The following is a 15070-nucleotide window of genomic DNA, read 5'->3' on the forward strand; positions in this document are numbered from 1 at the left end:
CGGTGCGGACGCTCGCGCTGCGCGGCGGCGCGCGCGTCGCGGTGGTCGCGGCCCAGTGGCGCGACGCGTTCGGCGTCGTCACCCGCGGGCGCGTGCGGCTGGAGCTGCGCGACGGCGAGCCCGGGCCGGTCCTCGGGCGCGGCGCCGGGTTCTGGCTCCGCGGCACCGGCGTCCGCGCCCTGCGCAATCCCGGCCGTCGCACGGCGCGGGTGCGCATCTTCACGCCCAAGGTCAGGAACACGCCGAACGATGGAGGAGCACATGAACAGCAGGGATGACACCGGGCGGTTCCGCGGGCTCGCCGTCACCGGCCTGATCGCCACGCCCGCGGCGGTGGCGGCCACCACCTTCGCCGCCGCGCTCGCCGAGGCCGCCGGCGTCGACTTCGAGATCCCCGACGGCGGCGAGACCATCCCGCTGCCCGGGTTCGCCGTGGTGACCGGCTTCTTCTCGGTCGTGGGCGTCGTCATCGCCGCGGCGCTGCTTCGCTGGAGCGCCCGGCCCGCCGCGCGATTCGTGTGGACGGCCGGGTCGCTGACCGTGATCTCGCTGGTCCCGCCCCTCATCTCCGGCGCCGACGCCGCCACCGTCGCCGCCCTCCTCATGCTGCACCTCGTCGCCGCGGCGGTGATGATCCCCGCCCTGGCGCGGAGCCTGCGCACCCGGACGCGCCCCGGGCCGCCGGGCGGCGGTCAATGAATACTGGGGACCATGGCACTGATCCGTTGCGACTTCTCCTCCGAGGCGCTCGAGCTCGGCACCTCGATGACCGTGCTGCTGCCCGAGCGCGCGGGTGCCCAGATCGGGCTCACCGGGCACGACACCGGGGCGCCGCCGCCGGTGCTCTACCTGCTGCACGGCCTGACCGACGACGACACCGCCTGGACCCGGTACACGTCCATCGAGCGGTACGCGGCCGAGCTCGGCCTCGCCGTGGTCATGCCGCAGGTGCACCGCAGCTTCTACGCCGACGAGGCGTACGGCGCGAGGTTCTGGACGTTCCTGTCCGAGGAGCTGCCGGCCGTGGTGTCGTCGTTCTTCCGCGTCTCGACCCGCCGCGAGGACACGTTCGTGGCGGGCCTGTCCATGGGCGGCTACGGCGCCTTCAAGTGGGCGCTGCGCGAGCCGGGCCGGTTCGCGGCCGCCGCCAGCCTCTCCGGCGCGCTGGATCTGGCCTACATGAGCCAGTGGGACAAGCGCCCGCACATGACCGCCCTCATCGCGCGGGTCTTCGCCGGCCGCTCGGTCGCCGGTACCGACGACGACCTGCTGCACCTGCTCGCCACCAACGGCGGCGACCTGCCGCGGCTGCTGCTGCGCTGCGGCGCCGACGACCACCTGGTCGCGCAGAACGAGCGGTTCGTGGCCGCCTGCCACGAGCACGGCGTCGCGATCGACGCCGCCTTCGGGCCGGGCGCGCACGAGTGGTCCTACTGGGACGCCCAGATCCGCGCTGTCCTCGACTGGCTGCCGATCAAGAGCTAGGACCGCAGGCTGCTCGCCATCCGGGCCTGCTCCTCGAGGACCTCGTTCATGCGCGCCTGCACGGCGTCCATCTGGCCGATCGTCTCGCTCGTGGTGAGGATGCCGGCGGAGACCGTGCGCGTGCTGTTCTGGATGCCGGCGATCTGCTCCGCGACCCGCTGGGTGGCCTCGGCGGTCTCCCGGGCCAGGTCCTTGACCTCGCCGGCCACCACGGCGAAGCCCTTGCCGGCCTCGCCGGCGCGGGCCGCCTCGATCGTCGCGTTGAGCGCCAGCAGGTTGGTCTGCTCGGCGATCGACGAAATGATCTTGATGACGTCGCCGATGGCGGTGGACGCGTTGCCCAGCGCCTCGACCTCGTTGGTCATGTCGGAGGCGCGGCTGACCGCGTCCTGTGCGACCCGGGTCGCGTCGTCGCTTGCCGCGCGCAGCCGCGAGACCGTGTCCAGCAGGGCCTGTGCGTTCTCCGCGGTGTTCTCCACGGCGCGGACGATCTCGAGTCGCTGCGACACCAGCTGCGCCACGTTGCGCAGCGCCGACGCGCGCGATTCGGACAGGTCGATGAAGTCGCCGGTGAAGAAGTCCATCGTGCCGACGATGCGGCCGTTGCTGTGGATCGGGAAGCACACGCCCGAGGACACCCCGGCGCGCTGGGCGGCGGGCGCCCGTACGCAGTCGGTGAGCTCGCCGATGTCGCGCACGAAGACCAGGTCCCCGGCGCGCCAGGCCCGGCCGGAGAGGCCGGCGCCCTCGGCGAACGTGGCGGCCAGCGTCACCTTGCGGAACTCGTCGCTGACCGTGCCCGAGTCGACCTTGAAGCGCAGCACCTCCTGCTCCTCGTCGACCTGCCAGTACGAGCCGTAGGACCAGCCGAACGTCGTGCGTACCGCGTCAAGCGTGTTGCGCAGCGCCGACGACAGGTCGGCCGATTCGCCGAGCACGGCGACCACGTTCGTGACGGCGGCCCGGTCGACGGCGGCCTGCCGCAGCTCGGCGGCGGCGACGGCGCTGAACCGGGCCTGCTCGGCGATGCGCGCGATCGACGCCCACTTCTCGCCCCGCGGCCCGTCGATGTAGAGCGGCTCCGCGGAGTAGTACTCCAGCACCGCGATCTGCTGGTCGCGGTGCAGGACGGGAATGACGACGGCGGCCGCCATGCCGGCCCGGGACGCGGCCTGGCAGCGCAGGCAGTCCTCGCAGCCCGCCAGCGCGCCGAGGTAGACGAAGCGCTTCGTGCTCCACGCCTTGCCGACCAGGCCGACGTCGGCCGGCACGGGCCGGTCCGCCACGACCGCCCGCAGCTCGGGCGTGATCGGCCCGGTCTCGTACGCCACGACGAGGTTGCCCTCGCCGTCGGGCAGCCAGGCCGCGCCGTAGCTGAAGTTGTGCGACGCGACGGTGCTGTCGACGGTGATCCGCCAGGTGGACGGCCCGTCGGTGACCTCCTCGAGATCCGTGATCAGTTTCTCGAGGCTCTCGACGTCCTGCGGTACGGGACGCAGCGTCGCGCCGGCCGCTGGCCGTGATCGAAAAGGGGCCACCGTGTCACTCCAATGCCGTGTCCGTCACCCGCACCCGCAATCCACTAATCATGGGACAGCGCGGGCCGGTCACGGGCCGGATTGACGAAGCTGCGGCGCGGTTCAGTCGGTGTCGCGGGCCTGCTCGGCCAGGAACCGTTCCAGCTCGGCGCCGAGCTCCTCGGCGGTGGGCAGCGGACCCTCCGACTCGGCCAGCAGGTTGCCCCGGCGGCCCCGGAGGAACGCGTCGTACTGCGCCTCCAGCGACGACACCAGCCGGCCCGCCTGCTCGTCGGCGGCGATCTGCTTGTCCACCTCCTCGCGGACCAGCTCCGCGGCCTCGCGCAGCTGACCGGTCGGCAGGGCCAGTCCGGTCGTCCGGGACACGGAGTCCAGCAGCAGCTCGGCCGCCGCCGGATAGGTGGTCTGCGCCAGGTAGTGCGGCACGTGTGCGGCGTAGCCCATCGCGTCGTGTCCGGCCTGGCCCAGCCGGAACTCCAGCAGGTTGCCGACGCTCGCCGGCACCTGGACGCGTTGCAGCCACGACTCGCGGTCGCCGAGCAGGCGCTGGTCGGTGGCGTGCGCGGTGATGCTCACCGGGCGGGTGTGCGGCACCGCCATCGGGATGGCGTTGAGTCCGACGGTCAGCTTCACGCCGAAGCGCTCGATCAGGGCGGTGACGGCCCCGATGAAGCGTTCCCATTGCAGGTCCGGCTCGGGGCCGGCGAGCAGCAGGAACGGCGTCCCGAGCTGGTCGCGCACGAGGTGCAGCGCCAGGCTCGGCTCCTCGTAGCTCTCCCAGTGGTCCTCGACGAAGATCATCGAAGGCCGGCGGGAGCGGTAGTCGAGCAGCTGGTCGACGTCGAAGGTCGCGAGGACCCGGGTGTCGAGCTGGTCCAGCAGGTGTTCGCGGGAAAGCTGAATCGCACTCCCGGCGTCGACGAAGCCGGTGAGTGCCTGCAGAAGCACCGGGGAGTCCAGCTCAGGCAGGTCGTCGGCCAACTCGTAGAGCCCGTGTGGGTCGAGCACGCTCTTGACCTCCTCAGGATGCGCCCGCGGAGGGGCGGGCAATGTGGTGTCAACACCGGAGCCCGCACGTTAATTCCTGCCGTCCGCGCTCCGACCCGATACAGATGATCTTCGCAGACCTCGGCGGTCAGACCTGGAACTGGGACACGAGGCTCTGTAGCTCGTCGGCGAGCCGGGCCAGCTCCGCGGCCGTACGCCGGGAGTCGCCCACGCTGTCGTTGGTGCTCTGCGCGGCCTCGGCGACGGCTGTGATGGTCTGCGCGATCTCCGTCGACCCGCCGGCCGCCTCGGAGACGCTGCGCCCGATCTCGGTGGTGGTCGCGGTCTGCTCCTCGACGGCCGAGGCGATCGTGTCGGAGTACGCGTTGATCCGCTCGATGACCTCGGCGATCTGGGCGATCGCGTCGACCGCGGCCGAGGTGTCGGTCTGGATCGCCTGGATCCGGCTGGAGATCTCCTCGGTGGCCTTCGCGGTCTCCTGTGCCAGGTCCTTGACCTCGCTGGCGACCACGGCGAAGCCCTTGCCGGCCTCGCCCGCGCGGGCCGCCTCGATCGTCGCGTTCAGCGCCAGCAGGTTGGTCTGCTCGGCGATCGAGGTGATCACCTTCACGATGTTGCCGACCTCGGCGGAGGAGACGCCGAGCTTGGCGACGGTGATGTTGGCCGACTGCGCCACCTCGACCGCGCCGCGGGCGACCTCGGCGGCGTCGGCGGCGCTGGTGGCGATCTCCCGGATCGACGCGCTCATCTCCTCCGAGGCGGCGGCGACCGTGGCGACGTTGGCGCTGACCTGCTCGGCCGCGGTGCTGACGTGGCCGGCCCGCGTGCTGGTCTGCTCGGAGTTCACCGCGATGCGGCCGCTGAGCTCGGTCATCTCCTGCGCCGAGCCGGCCAGGGTGTGGCTGCTGCCGCTGATCTGCGAGATGGTGCTGCTCAGGGTCGCGGTGGCCCGGTCGAGCTGCGCGCCCATCCGCCCGATCTCGTCGGTGCTGGTCTCGCCGATCTTGGCGGTCAGGTCGCCCTCGGCGATCCGGTCGATGACGCCGGCGACCGTACCGACCCGCTTCACGATGCCGCGTGCGATCGCGAGGCCCAGCGCCATGCCGAGTACGAGGCCGACCACCAGCACGATGATGACGAAGTTGCGGCCCGACTTGTACGCCGCCTCGGCGTCGGCCTTGTTCGTCTTCGCCGCCTCGTTCTCCTGCATGGCGAGCTGTTCGAGGTTGTACTTGGCCCGGATGATCGCGGGTGTGAGCTGGGAGTCGCGCACGGCGATGGTGGCGGCGGGGTTGCCGCCGCGCGCCGTTTTCAGGTAGGTGTCCCGGGCGACCTTGTACTTGTCCCAGAGCAGGATCGTCTGGTCCATCAGTGCCGGGTTGACGGTGTTGGCGCGGTACGCGGTGTTGTCCGCGTCGATCTGCGCATCGAGCGCCTTGATGGTCGGCAGCCAGGACGGGTCGGGTGTCTGTCCGTAGTTGAGAACGGCGGAGTGCTGGCTGCCGACGTCCGAGGTGATCCTGTTGAGCTGCTGCGACGCCACGAAGCTCTCGTCGTAGAGGTCACTGACCGCCTTGTTCAGCGTCGACATGCCCAGGATCGCCGCCGCACCCACCAGCGCCGTGACGAGGGTCATCGTGCCGACGATGATGAGGATCTTCGCGTTCAGCGACCGGTTGGCGATCCAGCGCCTCGCCGGGTTCTTCCAGCGCTTCCGGGCGGAGGTCTTGGGCGCGTCGGCAGTCATCGGTGTGCAACCTCGTGAGTAGTCCGGCTGGAACGGATCGTCCCTTTCTCACTATCGACTGCCATACGGGTCTGCCGGGGTGATATCCGCATGTTCGGGACTACACCGGCAGGACGCTCGCCGCCCGCAACTGCTCGCTGACCTGCTCGGGGGAGAGCGGCCGGGAGAAGTGGTAGCCCTGCGCGTACCGGTAGCCCAGCCGGTGCAGCGTCTCGGCCTGCTCGGCCGTCTCCACGCCCTCGGCGATCGCCTGAAGGTGCAGGCCGTTGGTGATCTGGATCATCGCGGTGGCGATGACCGCCTCCTCGGAGCGGCCGCCGATCCCGTCGACGAACGACTTGTCCACCTTGAGGATGTCCGCCGGGCAGGTGCGCAGCAGGCCCAGCGAGGAGTGCCCGGTGCCGAAGTCGTCGAGCGCGATCCGGACGCCCAGCGTCACCAGGTTCTGCAGCGTGTCCAGGGCGATGCCGCCGTCGAACACCGCGGTCTCGGTGACCTCGACGACCAGCTTCTCCGGGTCGAACCCGGTGTCGGCGAGCGCCGCCCGCACGTCCGCGGCGAAGCCGGGCTCGCGCAGCTGGCGTGCCGAGACGTTGACGCCGATCTCGCCGGGCGCGCGGTCGCCGAACGTCTCCTGCCACTCGGCGGCCTGCGCCAGCGCGGTGCGCAGGATCCAGTCGCCCAGCGGCACGATCTGGCCGGTCCGCTCGGCGATCGGGATGAACACGTCCGGGCCGATGAAGCCGCGCTCGGGGTGCTTCCAGCGGATCAGGGTCTCCAGCGACGTCCACTCGCCGCCGGGCAGCGAGACGATCGGCTGGTAGACCAGCGTGAAGTCGCCGTTGTCGAGCGCCTGGCGCAGCTCGGCGCCGAGCTGGGCGTCGGCCGCCTGGTCCCGTTCGAGCCGGGCGTCGTAGACGGCGTGCCGGCCCTTGCCGCGCTCCTTGGCGGCGTACATGGCGAGGTCGGCGCGGCGCAGCAGCTCCTGCGGGCTGGCGTCCGGCCACACCTCGGACAGGCCGATGCTCGCGTTGACCAGCAGGTCGTGGCCGAGGGCGTGCACCGGGCGGGTGAGCGACTCGGCGATGCGGTCCAGCACCTCGGTCGCCTCCCCGCTGCGCAGGCCGTGCAGCAGCAGGCCGAACTCGTCGCCGCCGAGGCGGGCGACCACGTCGCCCTCGCGGACGGCCTCGCGCAGCCGCTGGGCGACCACGATCAGCAGGGCGTCCCCGACGGCGTGGCCGAGCCGGTCGTTGATCGTCTTGAAGTCGTCGAGGTCGATGAGCGCCAGGCTGAGCGTCTCACCCGGGACGATCGCGTCGAGGGCCTCGCGGGTCTGCTGCTCGAACAGGGTCCGGTTGGCGAGGTCGGTCAGATCGTCGTAGCTGGCTCGGTGGGTGAGCTGGGACTGGTAGCTGTTGAGCTGTACCAGGTTGGCGTCCACCCGGCGCAGCAGCCGGCCGTTCTCCCAGAGCGCGTTGACCTGCCGGAACACCACCAGGGCGGTGAGCAGGACGGCGCCGAGCGCGACGGTGAACACGGTGCCGCCGGCGGCGTGGCCGACCACCAGCAGCAGCACGTCGGTGGCGGCGACGGCCACGTACGGCACGGCGCTGAAGGAGCGGCGGCGCCGCCGCGGCGTCGGCATCCCGGCGGCCCGGCGCTGCCGGTCGGCGGCGAGGACCACGAAGAGCAGGGTGCCGGGTATGAACATCTGCGAGCCGCTCTGACCCGGGCGAACGTCGAACAGCACGGGGAACAGCGCGCCGCCGGCGACGCCGACGGCCGCGGCGGCCGCGAGCAGGCGCAGCGCGACGCGGTCCGAGCCGCCGGACCCGCTGATCGTGACCTTGATGAAGGCGAGCGAGCCGACCAGGCCGAGGGCCATCAGCATGATCATGGGTACGGCGGCCGCGCCGTCCGAGTTCCACGGGTCCCGGACCTGGCTGGCGAGGTACCAGACGAAGATGGCGGCGGTGATGCCGACGATGGCGGCGTCGAGGACGAAGCGGACCATGATGCGGTCCCCCTCGGCGCGGTCCCGGATCGGCACCCGCAGCAGGGCCCAGAGCAGGACGATCATCGCGAGGGCGTAGCAGACCGAGGTCGGCAGGTAGTCCAGCCCGTCCGGCCGGTGCGGGTTCGTCACGGCCAGGCGGGTGTCGCCGACGACGCCGAGCACGATCAGGACGCAGACGACGGACAGGGAGCGCCACACCCGGCGGGTGTTCGGGTCGAGGCCGGGCGAGGAGGCCGCCCGCCAGCAGGCCCAGCCGGCGATCGCGGTGCCCACGATCGCGGGCAGCCAGCCCCAGACGGCCTGGGTGCGCTGCTCGGTCACGTTGACGGCCAGCAGGATGATCGACCCGGCGAGTACGGCGACAGCCGCGATCAGCAGCGGAGTGGGACGCAGCCGCTCCACCCGCCGTTCGTCGCCCGTCGTCATCGTCGCGTGGTCCTCCCGCCGAGTGTCCTGCCTGTCTCGCAGGGCCAATCGGTCGAAGCGTGGCCGGATTGAGCGGAACGCCGGGCGGTGGGCGTCACTTCGGGAGGTCCGAGCGTGCGGCGCCTCGAAAAGTTGCCCAGCACGTGCATATGCACGTGCATCCGGCTCGATCTCGCCGCCCGCATAAGGCTCTAAGGTCCTAACATTCGCCGCCGCGGCGCCGATGGGTCCTGCGTGAAGGTCAGAGAGTCGGTGCGCACCCCGGGCAGAACGCCGCCCGGGCGCTGGCTCGTGCTGCTGGCGCTCCCTCTGCTGCTCTCCGGCTGCGCCATGTTCACCGCGTCAAAGGGCGGCAACGGGGCGGCGAGCGACGACAGCGTCGTGACCGGCGGAGACCAGTGGCTGATCGTCTCTAAGGGCAGCGCGACCCCGTCGCCGAAGCCGAGCAGCAGCGGCGTGCGGCCCACCCCCACGGCGACCAGCGGCTTCATTCCGCTGCCGCCGGCGACGCCCCGGCCGAAACCGACCGCGACCTGCGCCCGGGACACCCCGCACTTCGACAAGATCAACGCCCTCGAGGTCCAGCCGGGCACCACCTCCGCGAAGGTTCGCTGGTACAACGTCGGTGGTTACAACCTCGTCGAGTACCGGGTCACGGCGATCAACCAGGACCTGGGCGTCGGCAGGCAGATCGCGGTGGGCACGGTGGTGGTCAAGCCGGCGAACCCGTGCGGCTACCTGACCGCGACACTGCCGAAGCTGCTCCGCAAGACCAGCTACGTCTTCTCGGTCGACGCGGTCGTGACCCGGCGCAGCGGCGACGGCACACACGCCGCGACGGTCTTCCGCTCGTCCGTGGTCGACACCAAGTAGTCCGCCAGCGTGCGCACCGGGCGGAAGCCCTGCGCCCGGGCCCGGCCCAGGTCGAGGACCATCCCGTCGGTCAGCTGGTCGACGGCGTAGCGGGTCAGCGTCGGTGACACCACGGCCGCCGCCCGCGCGAGCCCGGCCGGTATGTGCCGCACCGGGACACCCAGCACCCGCCCGAAGACCTCGTCGCGGGAGTACGGCCGCTCGTCGGCGATGTTGTACGCCCCGCCCGGCCAGCACAGCGCGTCCAGGCAGGCCGCCGCCAGGTTCTCCACCGCGGTCAGGCTCATCGCCACGTCCGGCCCCGGCAGCCAGGCCCGGCCGCCGCGCACCACCCGGCGCAGCCGCGGCAGCAGGTGCCGGTCGCCCTCGCCGTACACCGCCCTCGGCCGCAGCGCCACCGCGCCCGCCGCCAGCGCGAGCCGCTCGCCGGCCGCCTTCGTCCGCCCGTACGGGCCGCGCTGGCCGTCGGCCGGGTGCTCCTCGCGCACGGGCCCGGCGTACGGGCCGGGGCGGTAGACGCTCGCGCTGCTCACCCACACGACCGGTCGCCCGGCCGCGGCGCCGAGCAGCCGGGCGGTGCCGTCGACGTTCACCGCGCGGAACCGCCGCTCCGCCCGGCGCCCGGGCCGGGGGTCGCCGACGGCCGCCGCCAGGTGCACGACCGCGTCGGCGCCGGCCAGGTCGGGCGCCGGACCGGTGGCGTCCCAGGCGACGTGCCGGCCGACCGGCCCGGGGCGCCGGCCGAGGCAGAGCACCTCATGCCCGCGGGCGGCGGCGAGCCGGGCGACGGCCGCGCCGCAGAAGCCGGACGCGCCGGTGACGACGAGCCTCATGACGCGCGCACCACCAGGGACCGCCAGCCCGGCAGCGCGGCGCGGCGGTCCACCCGGGCCCGGACCACCACGGGTCGCAGCGGGGCCAGGGCCAGCAGGAGGTCCGCGAGCTGGGCGCGGGCGAGCCGGGCGCCGGGGCAGGCGTGCGGCCCGGCGCCGAAGACCAGGTGCGCGATCCGCGGTGGCACCGGCGAAACGGGGTCCGGGTCGAGGTGGTGCGCGCCGACGGCGTGCCGCGCGACAAGCAGCATCCGGTCGCCGGCCCGCACGGGGCAGCCGCCGGGCAGCACGCCGGGCGCCGCGGCGACCCGGGGCAGCAGCGGGCTCGGTGCCGTCACCCGGAGCAGCTCGTCCACCAGGGCCGGGCTCCCCGCGTACCCCCAGAGGTCGGCGTCGGCGGCCCAGGCCGCGCAGCGCGGCAGGGCCGCGACCGTCGTGGTGATCGCGGCGACCGCCAGCATCGTCGCCCGGCCCGCGTCCGGCCCGCCGTCCGGCGCGACGAGCGCGGACAGCCGGTCGGTGGCCGCACGGGCCCGCCGGGCGGCGCCGGGCCGGGCGAGGCCGGGAAGGTGCGCGCGGGCCGCGGCGCCCGCCGCCGCCCGGGCCGCCGTCGCCAGCTCGACGCCGTCGGCCGCGACGCCGAGCAGCGCGGCCGTTGTCGTGCCGGCCAGCTCGGCGGCGAGCGGCACCAGGTCGACGGTGTCGCCGTCGGCAAGCGGCTTGAGGCCGCGGTCCAGGATCTCCGTCCAGACCGGACGCAGCCGCGCGACGGCGGCGGCGCCGAGCGAGTCCGCGGCGCCGCGCCGGGCCCGCCGGTGGTCGTCGCCGTGCTGGTCGAAGAGCAGGCCGTCGCCGCCGGCCAGCCGGTTCGCGGCGCCGCCGGTCGTGCCCTCGGCGGTGCGGTCCAGCGGGATCCGGGTGAGCCCGGCGGTGAACCCCGCCTGATCGTGCACCACCACGGTGCCGCCGAGCCGCCGAGCCGCCCGGCCCCGGGAGGCCGCGAGCACGGAGAACAGCACCGGATGACTGCCCAGGTAGACACGCCGGTCACGGGTACGGGCGCTCATGCCATCGCCTCCGCTGGCGCTCCGGCGATGACATGAGTTTTGAACTGAGTTGATGATTCGCTCGCAAGCTCGCTCATCGGACGTGCACCGCGTCGTTCGCCGGGCGGTAGCGCCGGTCCCAGTGCCACAGCAGCGTCCGGCGTGGTCCCCACGCGCGCAGCCGGCGCAGGCTCGACTCGACCACGAGGTGCTCGGCGCGGACGATCCGGTCGCTGTGCCGGCGCGCCCTGTTCAGCAGCGTCACGTCCTCCGAGCCGTCGCCGAGTGCCTCGCGCGGTGTGCCGCCGCAGCGCGCGTAGAGCTCCGCGGTTATCGCCAGGTTGTGGCCGTGCACCAGCACGAACGGGCAACGGAACCCGGGTGAGCGGTGGCGCAGGCGGCCGTACCGGGCGGCGAGCCGGACCACGGCCGGGTAGAGCCGGCGCTCCGCGAGGCTGGGCCGCTCGTCGCGGCGGGGGACGCTGCGGCCGCAGGCGAGGTCCGCGCCGTCGAGCAGTGACCGGCCGGTGGCCACCCAGTCGGTGGCCGGCAGGCAGTCGGCGTCGGTGCGCAGCAGCCGGGTCGCGCCGCCCGCGATCGCGTGCCGGAAGCCGGTGTCCGCAGCCGTGCCCGCGCCCGGCTCGCGCTCCCGGACCACCTCGACGTCGCCGGGGAACGCCGCGGCCAGCGCCGCGGTGTCGTCCGTGGACCCGTTGTCCACGACGACGAGCGTGAAGTCCCGATCGGACTGTGCCGCGAGCGCGGCCAGCGCACCCGGCAGCAGCGCGGCCTCGTTGTAGGCGGGCAGGATCACCGCGAGGTCCCTCACGGTGCCGCACCCGCCAGCCGGGAGGTGGCCGCGCGGTCGGGCTTGCGGGACCGGCCGGAGAGCGGGATCTCGGCCAGGACCACCGCGTCCGGCCGCGCCGAGCCCATCCGCCGCAGCGGCTCGCGCAGCGCGGCCCGGACCGCGTCCGGCGCGGCGCCCGGCGCGGGCTGCACCACGGCGACGACCCGCTCGTCGCCGTCGCCGGCGGGCACGCCGACGATCACCGCCAGCTCGACGCCGGGCACGTGCAGGGCCGGCTCGTACAGGCCGGGGTAGATGTTCTCGGCGCCGCGCAGGATCATGTCCTTGCGGCGGCCGCCGAGCACCACCGTCGCGCCGTTCACCCGGCCGACGTCGCCGGTCGCCACCCACTCCATCGGCTCCTCGCCGAGGTAGCGGTCCGCCGCGTTCGGCCCGGCCAGCAGCAGCTCGCCGGTCTCGCCGACCCGGGCGCGCAGGCCCGGCAGCAGCTCGCCGACCAGGTCACCCTCGCCGGAGAAGGCGCCCTTCGCGGCGCTCTCCACCGCCGCGGCCGGGAAGACCTCGGTGAGGGCGTACACGCACCAGGCCTGCTCGGCGCCGGCCCGGCGGACCGCCGCCAGCAGGTGCGCGCTCACCGGAGCGGATCCGCTGTAGACCCGGCCGGTGAACCGCGCCGACGCCGCGAGGGCCGCGCGCAGCTCCGGCGGCGTCAGGTAGGTCGCCTGCGGCGCCAGCCGGGCCAGCTGGCGGGCCAGCACGCCCGCCCGGCGCGCGGGCAGCGCCACCGGCGCGCCACCCGCCAGCGACGGCACCAGCACGAAGAAGGTGCCGCCCAGCACGGCCCGGCCGGGGACCGGTTCGAACAGGTCGCGGACCGCGCGCATGCCCGCGGCCACGCTCGCCCGGGTGTGCACGACCGCCCGCGGCCGGCTGGTGGTGCCGGAGGTGAAGACCACGACCGCGTCGCCGTCGCCGTCGTGATCCCGCGGCCGCGGGCCGCCCGCCGGTGCGAGGACCGGCGCGGTGCCGGGCAGCCGCCGCCCGATCGTCACCGTCGGCGCCAGCGCCGCGAGGTCGGGCAGGGCGAGGTGGGCGCGGCGGGCCAGCGGTGCGGCCCAGCCGGCGACCGCCTGCGCGGCCGCGTCGGCGAGCACCAGCCGTGGCCGCGCCAGGGCGAGCCGGGCCAGCAGCACGTCCGGCCCGGCGGTCGGGTCGAGCACCGCGACGCGCAGACCCAGCCGGTACGCGGCCAGCACCACCGCCAGCGAGCGCGGCCCCGGGCGTACGGCGACGCCGACCGTGTCACCGGCCGTCAGGCCGCGGGCGTGCAGTGCCGTCGCGTAGCCGCCGGTGAGCCGGGAGAGGTCGCCGCGGGTCGCCAGCACCACCGTGCGGCCGGTGCGCCGGGTGGACAGGATCGCCGGGCGGTCGTCGTCGTCGCGCAGGCCCGCGATGAGTGCGTCGAGCATCAGCGGGGATCCGCCGTCAGCGCGCCGCTGCCGCGGTCGAGATACCACTTCGCGGTGCCGACGACCCCGTACGCGGCCAGCCGCCGGGTGGAGTTCTCGACCACCATCGCGCGGCTGTGCCGGATCGCGGACGTGCTCGCGCGTACCCGGTTGAGGAAGGCCCGGTCCGTCGGCGACGGCCGCCGCGGCATCCCGCCGCAGGCCTGGTAGAGCCGCGCGGTGATCGCCATGTTGTTGCCCGCGTGCATCCGGTAGGGCGCCAGGTAGCCGTCGCCGCGGTGTGCCGGGCGCAGCCGGCCGAAGGCCGCGGCGAGCGCGACGAGCACGCGGAAGAACGCCCGGCCGAGCGGGCCGTGCTCGTCGCGGCGGGCGGTGATCCGGCCGCACATCAGCCCGGCCCCGCCGGCCAGCCCGGCCCGGGCGGCCGCCACCCAGCCGGGCCGGGGCAGGCAGTCCGCGTCGGTACGGGCCAGCATGGTCGCCCCGGCCGCGATCGCGTGCCGGAAGCCGGTGTCGACCGCGCAGCCGACGCCCTTCTCCGGCTCGACGAGCACGTGCACGGGGAACGGCGCGGCGAACGCGCGGGCGATCCCGGCCGTGTCGTCCGTGGAGCCGTTGTCCACCACCAGCAGCTCGAACGCGCGGTCGGTCTGCGCGGCGAGCGCGTCGAGGGTCTGCCGGATCCGCCCCGCCTCGTTGTACGCCGGAACGATCACCCAGAGCTCGGTCACGACACCTCCCAGACCATGGTCATCAGGCTTACCCCGCCGCCGAGGCCGAGCAGCAGCACCCGGTCGCCGGGCCGCAGCCGCGATCGGACCCGGGCGAGCTGCACGCCGAGCGTCGCGCTTGCCATGTTGCCCAGCTCGGGGACGGTCACCTCGAGCTTGTCGACCGGCACCCCGGCGATCTCCACGAACCGCTCCAGGTACGGCATCGTCACCTGGTGCACCAGCACCCGGGCGTAGTCGTCCCAGGTCAGGCCGGTGCGATGGTTGACCCGCTCGACCAGGCCCAGCCCGATCTTCTCGAAGACGCCGCGCAGCCGGTGCCCGTCGCCGGTGAAGTAGGTGTGCTCGTCGCCGCGCGGATGCCGCGATCCGCCGCCGAAGATGCCGCCGGCCGACCAGTGCCGCGAGTGCGTCTCGGCGTCCACGTCCAGGATCCCGCCGGTCGCCACCGGCTCGACCAGCACGGCCGCGCCCGCGTCGCCGAAGGTGTAGCCGGCGAAGGACCGCCGGGCCTGTGCCATGCCGTCCAGCCGCGGCCGCATCGCGCGGGTCGGCGTCTCGCCGGTCACCACCAGCGCACGGCGGGCCCGGCCGGCCAGGATCATCGAGCGGGCCAGGTCGATGCCGTTGAGGAAGCTGTTGCAGGCGTTCGTCACGTCGAGCGCGTGCGCCCGGCCGCCCAGCGCCGCCTGGACGACGTGCGCGGTCGCCGGTTCGATCATGTCCCGCGTCGCCGAGGCGAACAGCAGCAGGTCGACGTCGAGCGCGTCCAGGCCGGCCTGCTCGAGGACCAGCCGGCCGGCGCCGATGGCCAGATCGGAGGCGTACTCGTCGTCGGCGGCGACCCGGCGCGTCTCGATGCCGGTGGTCTGCGCGAACATCCCGTCCGGCAGCGGCAGGCCACTTGCGACCGTGACGCGCCGCTGCAGGTCGGCGGTCGTCACCTGCTGTTCCGGCAGGAAGGAGGCCACCTGGGTGATGCCCACGCGGGGAGCGGTCATTGTCATGGGCGCCAGCCTTCGTCAATGCCGGGGTCCGCGGCGTGAGTAGAACGGCTCATTCTTTCCAGGTCCGGCGCTCAGG

Annotated in this window: 14 protein-coding genes; 4 read left to right on the plus strand and 10 right to left on the minus strand. The window is 73.9% G+C overall.

From position 1 onward, the window contains the following. The first annotated feature begins 2 nt into the window (after positions 1 to 2). Genes BJ971_RS40525 through BJ971_RS08290 form a run of 3 tightly spaced genes read left to right on the plus strand, consistent with a single transcriptional unit; the run spans position 3 to position 1485 of the window. On the plus strand, positions 3 to 278 hold the full coding sequence (locus tag BJ971_RS40525; protein ID WP_221478750.1) for a hypothetical protein: 276 nt from the start codon (positions 3 to 5) through the stop codon (positions 276 to 278). Continuing rightward, on the plus strand, positions 262 to 699 hold the full coding sequence (locus BJ971_RS40530; protein ID WP_239087322.1) for a DUF6069 family protein: 438 nt from the start codon (positions 262 to 264) through the stop codon (positions 697 to 699). The genes BJ971_RS40525 and BJ971_RS40530 overlap by 17 nt, the downstream gene beginning before the upstream one ends. A gap of 12 nt (positions 700 to 711) precedes the next feature. Beyond that, a complete protein-coding gene (locus BJ971_RS08290; RefSeq protein WP_184991305.1) occupies positions 712 to 1485 on the plus strand; it encodes an alpha/beta hydrolase in 774 nt (257 codons plus the stop codon). Here BJ971_RS08290 and BJ971_RS08295 read toward each other — a convergent pair. The 4 genes from BJ971_RS08295 to BJ971_RS08310 form a co-directional block, all read right to left on the minus strand. Continuing rightward, entirely contained in the window at positions 1482 to 3023 is a 1542-nt protein-coding gene (locus BJ971_RS08295) for a methyl-accepting chemotaxis protein (protein ID WP_184991307.1), read from the minus strand. The genes BJ971_RS08290 and BJ971_RS08295 overlap by 4 nt on opposite strands. A 102-nt stretch (positions 3024 to 3125) precedes the next feature. Then, positions 3126 to 4031, minus strand: a complete 906-nt coding sequence (locus BJ971_RS08300; RefSeq protein WP_184991309.1) for a proteasome assembly chaperone family protein — start codon at positions 4029 to 4031, stop codon at positions 3126 to 3128. Positions 4032 to 4158: 127 nt separating this feature from the next. Beyond that, positions 4159 to 5778: a methyl-accepting chemotaxis protein gene (locus tag BJ971_RS08305; RefSeq protein WP_184991311.1), complete on the minus strand. Its 1620-nt coding sequence runs from the start codon at positions 5776 to 5778 to the stop codon at positions 4159 to 4161. Positions 5779 to 5878: 100 nt separating this feature from the next. Continuing rightward, positions 5879 to 8224: a putative bifunctional diguanylate cyclase/phosphodiesterase gene (locus BJ971_RS08310; RefSeq protein ID WP_184991313.1), complete on the minus strand. Its 2346-nt coding sequence runs from the start codon at positions 8222 to 8224 to the stop codon at positions 5879 to 5881. A gap of 234 nt (positions 8225 to 8458) precedes the next feature. Between BJ971_RS08310 and BJ971_RS08315 the strand changes: the two genes are divergently transcribed. Beyond that, positions 8459 to 9097, plus strand: a complete 639-nt coding sequence (locus BJ971_RS08315) for a hypothetical protein (RefSeq protein WP_184991315.1) — start codon at positions 8459 to 8461, stop codon at positions 9095 to 9097. Here BJ971_RS08315 and BJ971_RS08320 read toward each other — a convergent pair. The 6 genes from BJ971_RS08320 to BJ971_RS08345 form a co-directional block, all read right to left on the minus strand. Beyond that, entirely contained in the window at positions 9001 to 9930 is a 930-nt protein-coding gene (locus BJ971_RS08320; protein WP_184991317.1) for an NAD-dependent epimerase/dehydratase family protein, read from the minus strand. The genes BJ971_RS08315 and BJ971_RS08320 overlap by 97 nt on opposite strands. Beyond that, positions 9927 to 10997 carry a cytochrome P450 gene (locus BJ971_RS08325; protein WP_184991319.1) on the minus strand — a complete coding sequence of 357 codons (1071 nt, stop codon included), beginning with the start codon at positions 10995 to 10997 and terminating at the stop codon, positions 9927 to 9929. Before BJ971_RS08325 ends, BJ971_RS08320 begins: the two co-directional genes overlap by 4 nt. Before the next feature lie 73 nt (positions 10998 to 11070). Then, positions 11071 to 11805 (minus strand): glycosyltransferase, encoded by a 735-nt coding sequence (locus BJ971_RS08330; RefSeq protein ID WP_184991321.1) that lies wholly within the window; start codon positions 11803 to 11805, stop codon positions 11071 to 11073. Beyond that, positions 11802 to 13256, minus strand: a complete 1455-nt coding sequence (locus BJ971_RS08335; protein ID WP_184991323.1) for a class I adenylate-forming enzyme family protein — start codon at positions 13254 to 13256, stop codon at positions 11802 to 11804. Before BJ971_RS08335 ends, BJ971_RS08330 begins: the two co-directional genes overlap by 4 nt. Beyond that, positions 13256 to 13987 carry a glycosyltransferase family 2 protein gene (locus tag BJ971_RS08340; RefSeq protein WP_184991325.1) on the minus strand — a complete coding sequence of 244 codons (732 nt, stop codon included), beginning with the start codon at positions 13985 to 13987 and terminating at the stop codon, positions 13256 to 13258. The genes BJ971_RS08335 and BJ971_RS08340 overlap by 1 nt, the downstream gene beginning before the upstream one ends. Next, positions 13984 to 14994, minus strand: coding sequence for a 3-oxoacyl-ACP synthase III family protein (locus tag BJ971_RS08345; RefSeq protein ID WP_184991327.1), 1011 nt, complete (start codon positions 14992 to 14994; stop codon positions 13984 to 13986). Before BJ971_RS08345 ends, BJ971_RS08340 begins: the two co-directional genes overlap by 4 nt. Positions 14995 to 15070: the final 76 nt, after the last annotated feature.

The sequence above is a fragment of the Amorphoplanes digitatis genome (assembly GCF_014205335.1).
In the GTDB taxonomy this organism is placed as follows: domain Bacteria; phylum Actinomycetota; class Actinomycetes; order Mycobacteriales; family Micromonosporaceae; genus Actinoplanes; species Actinoplanes digitatus.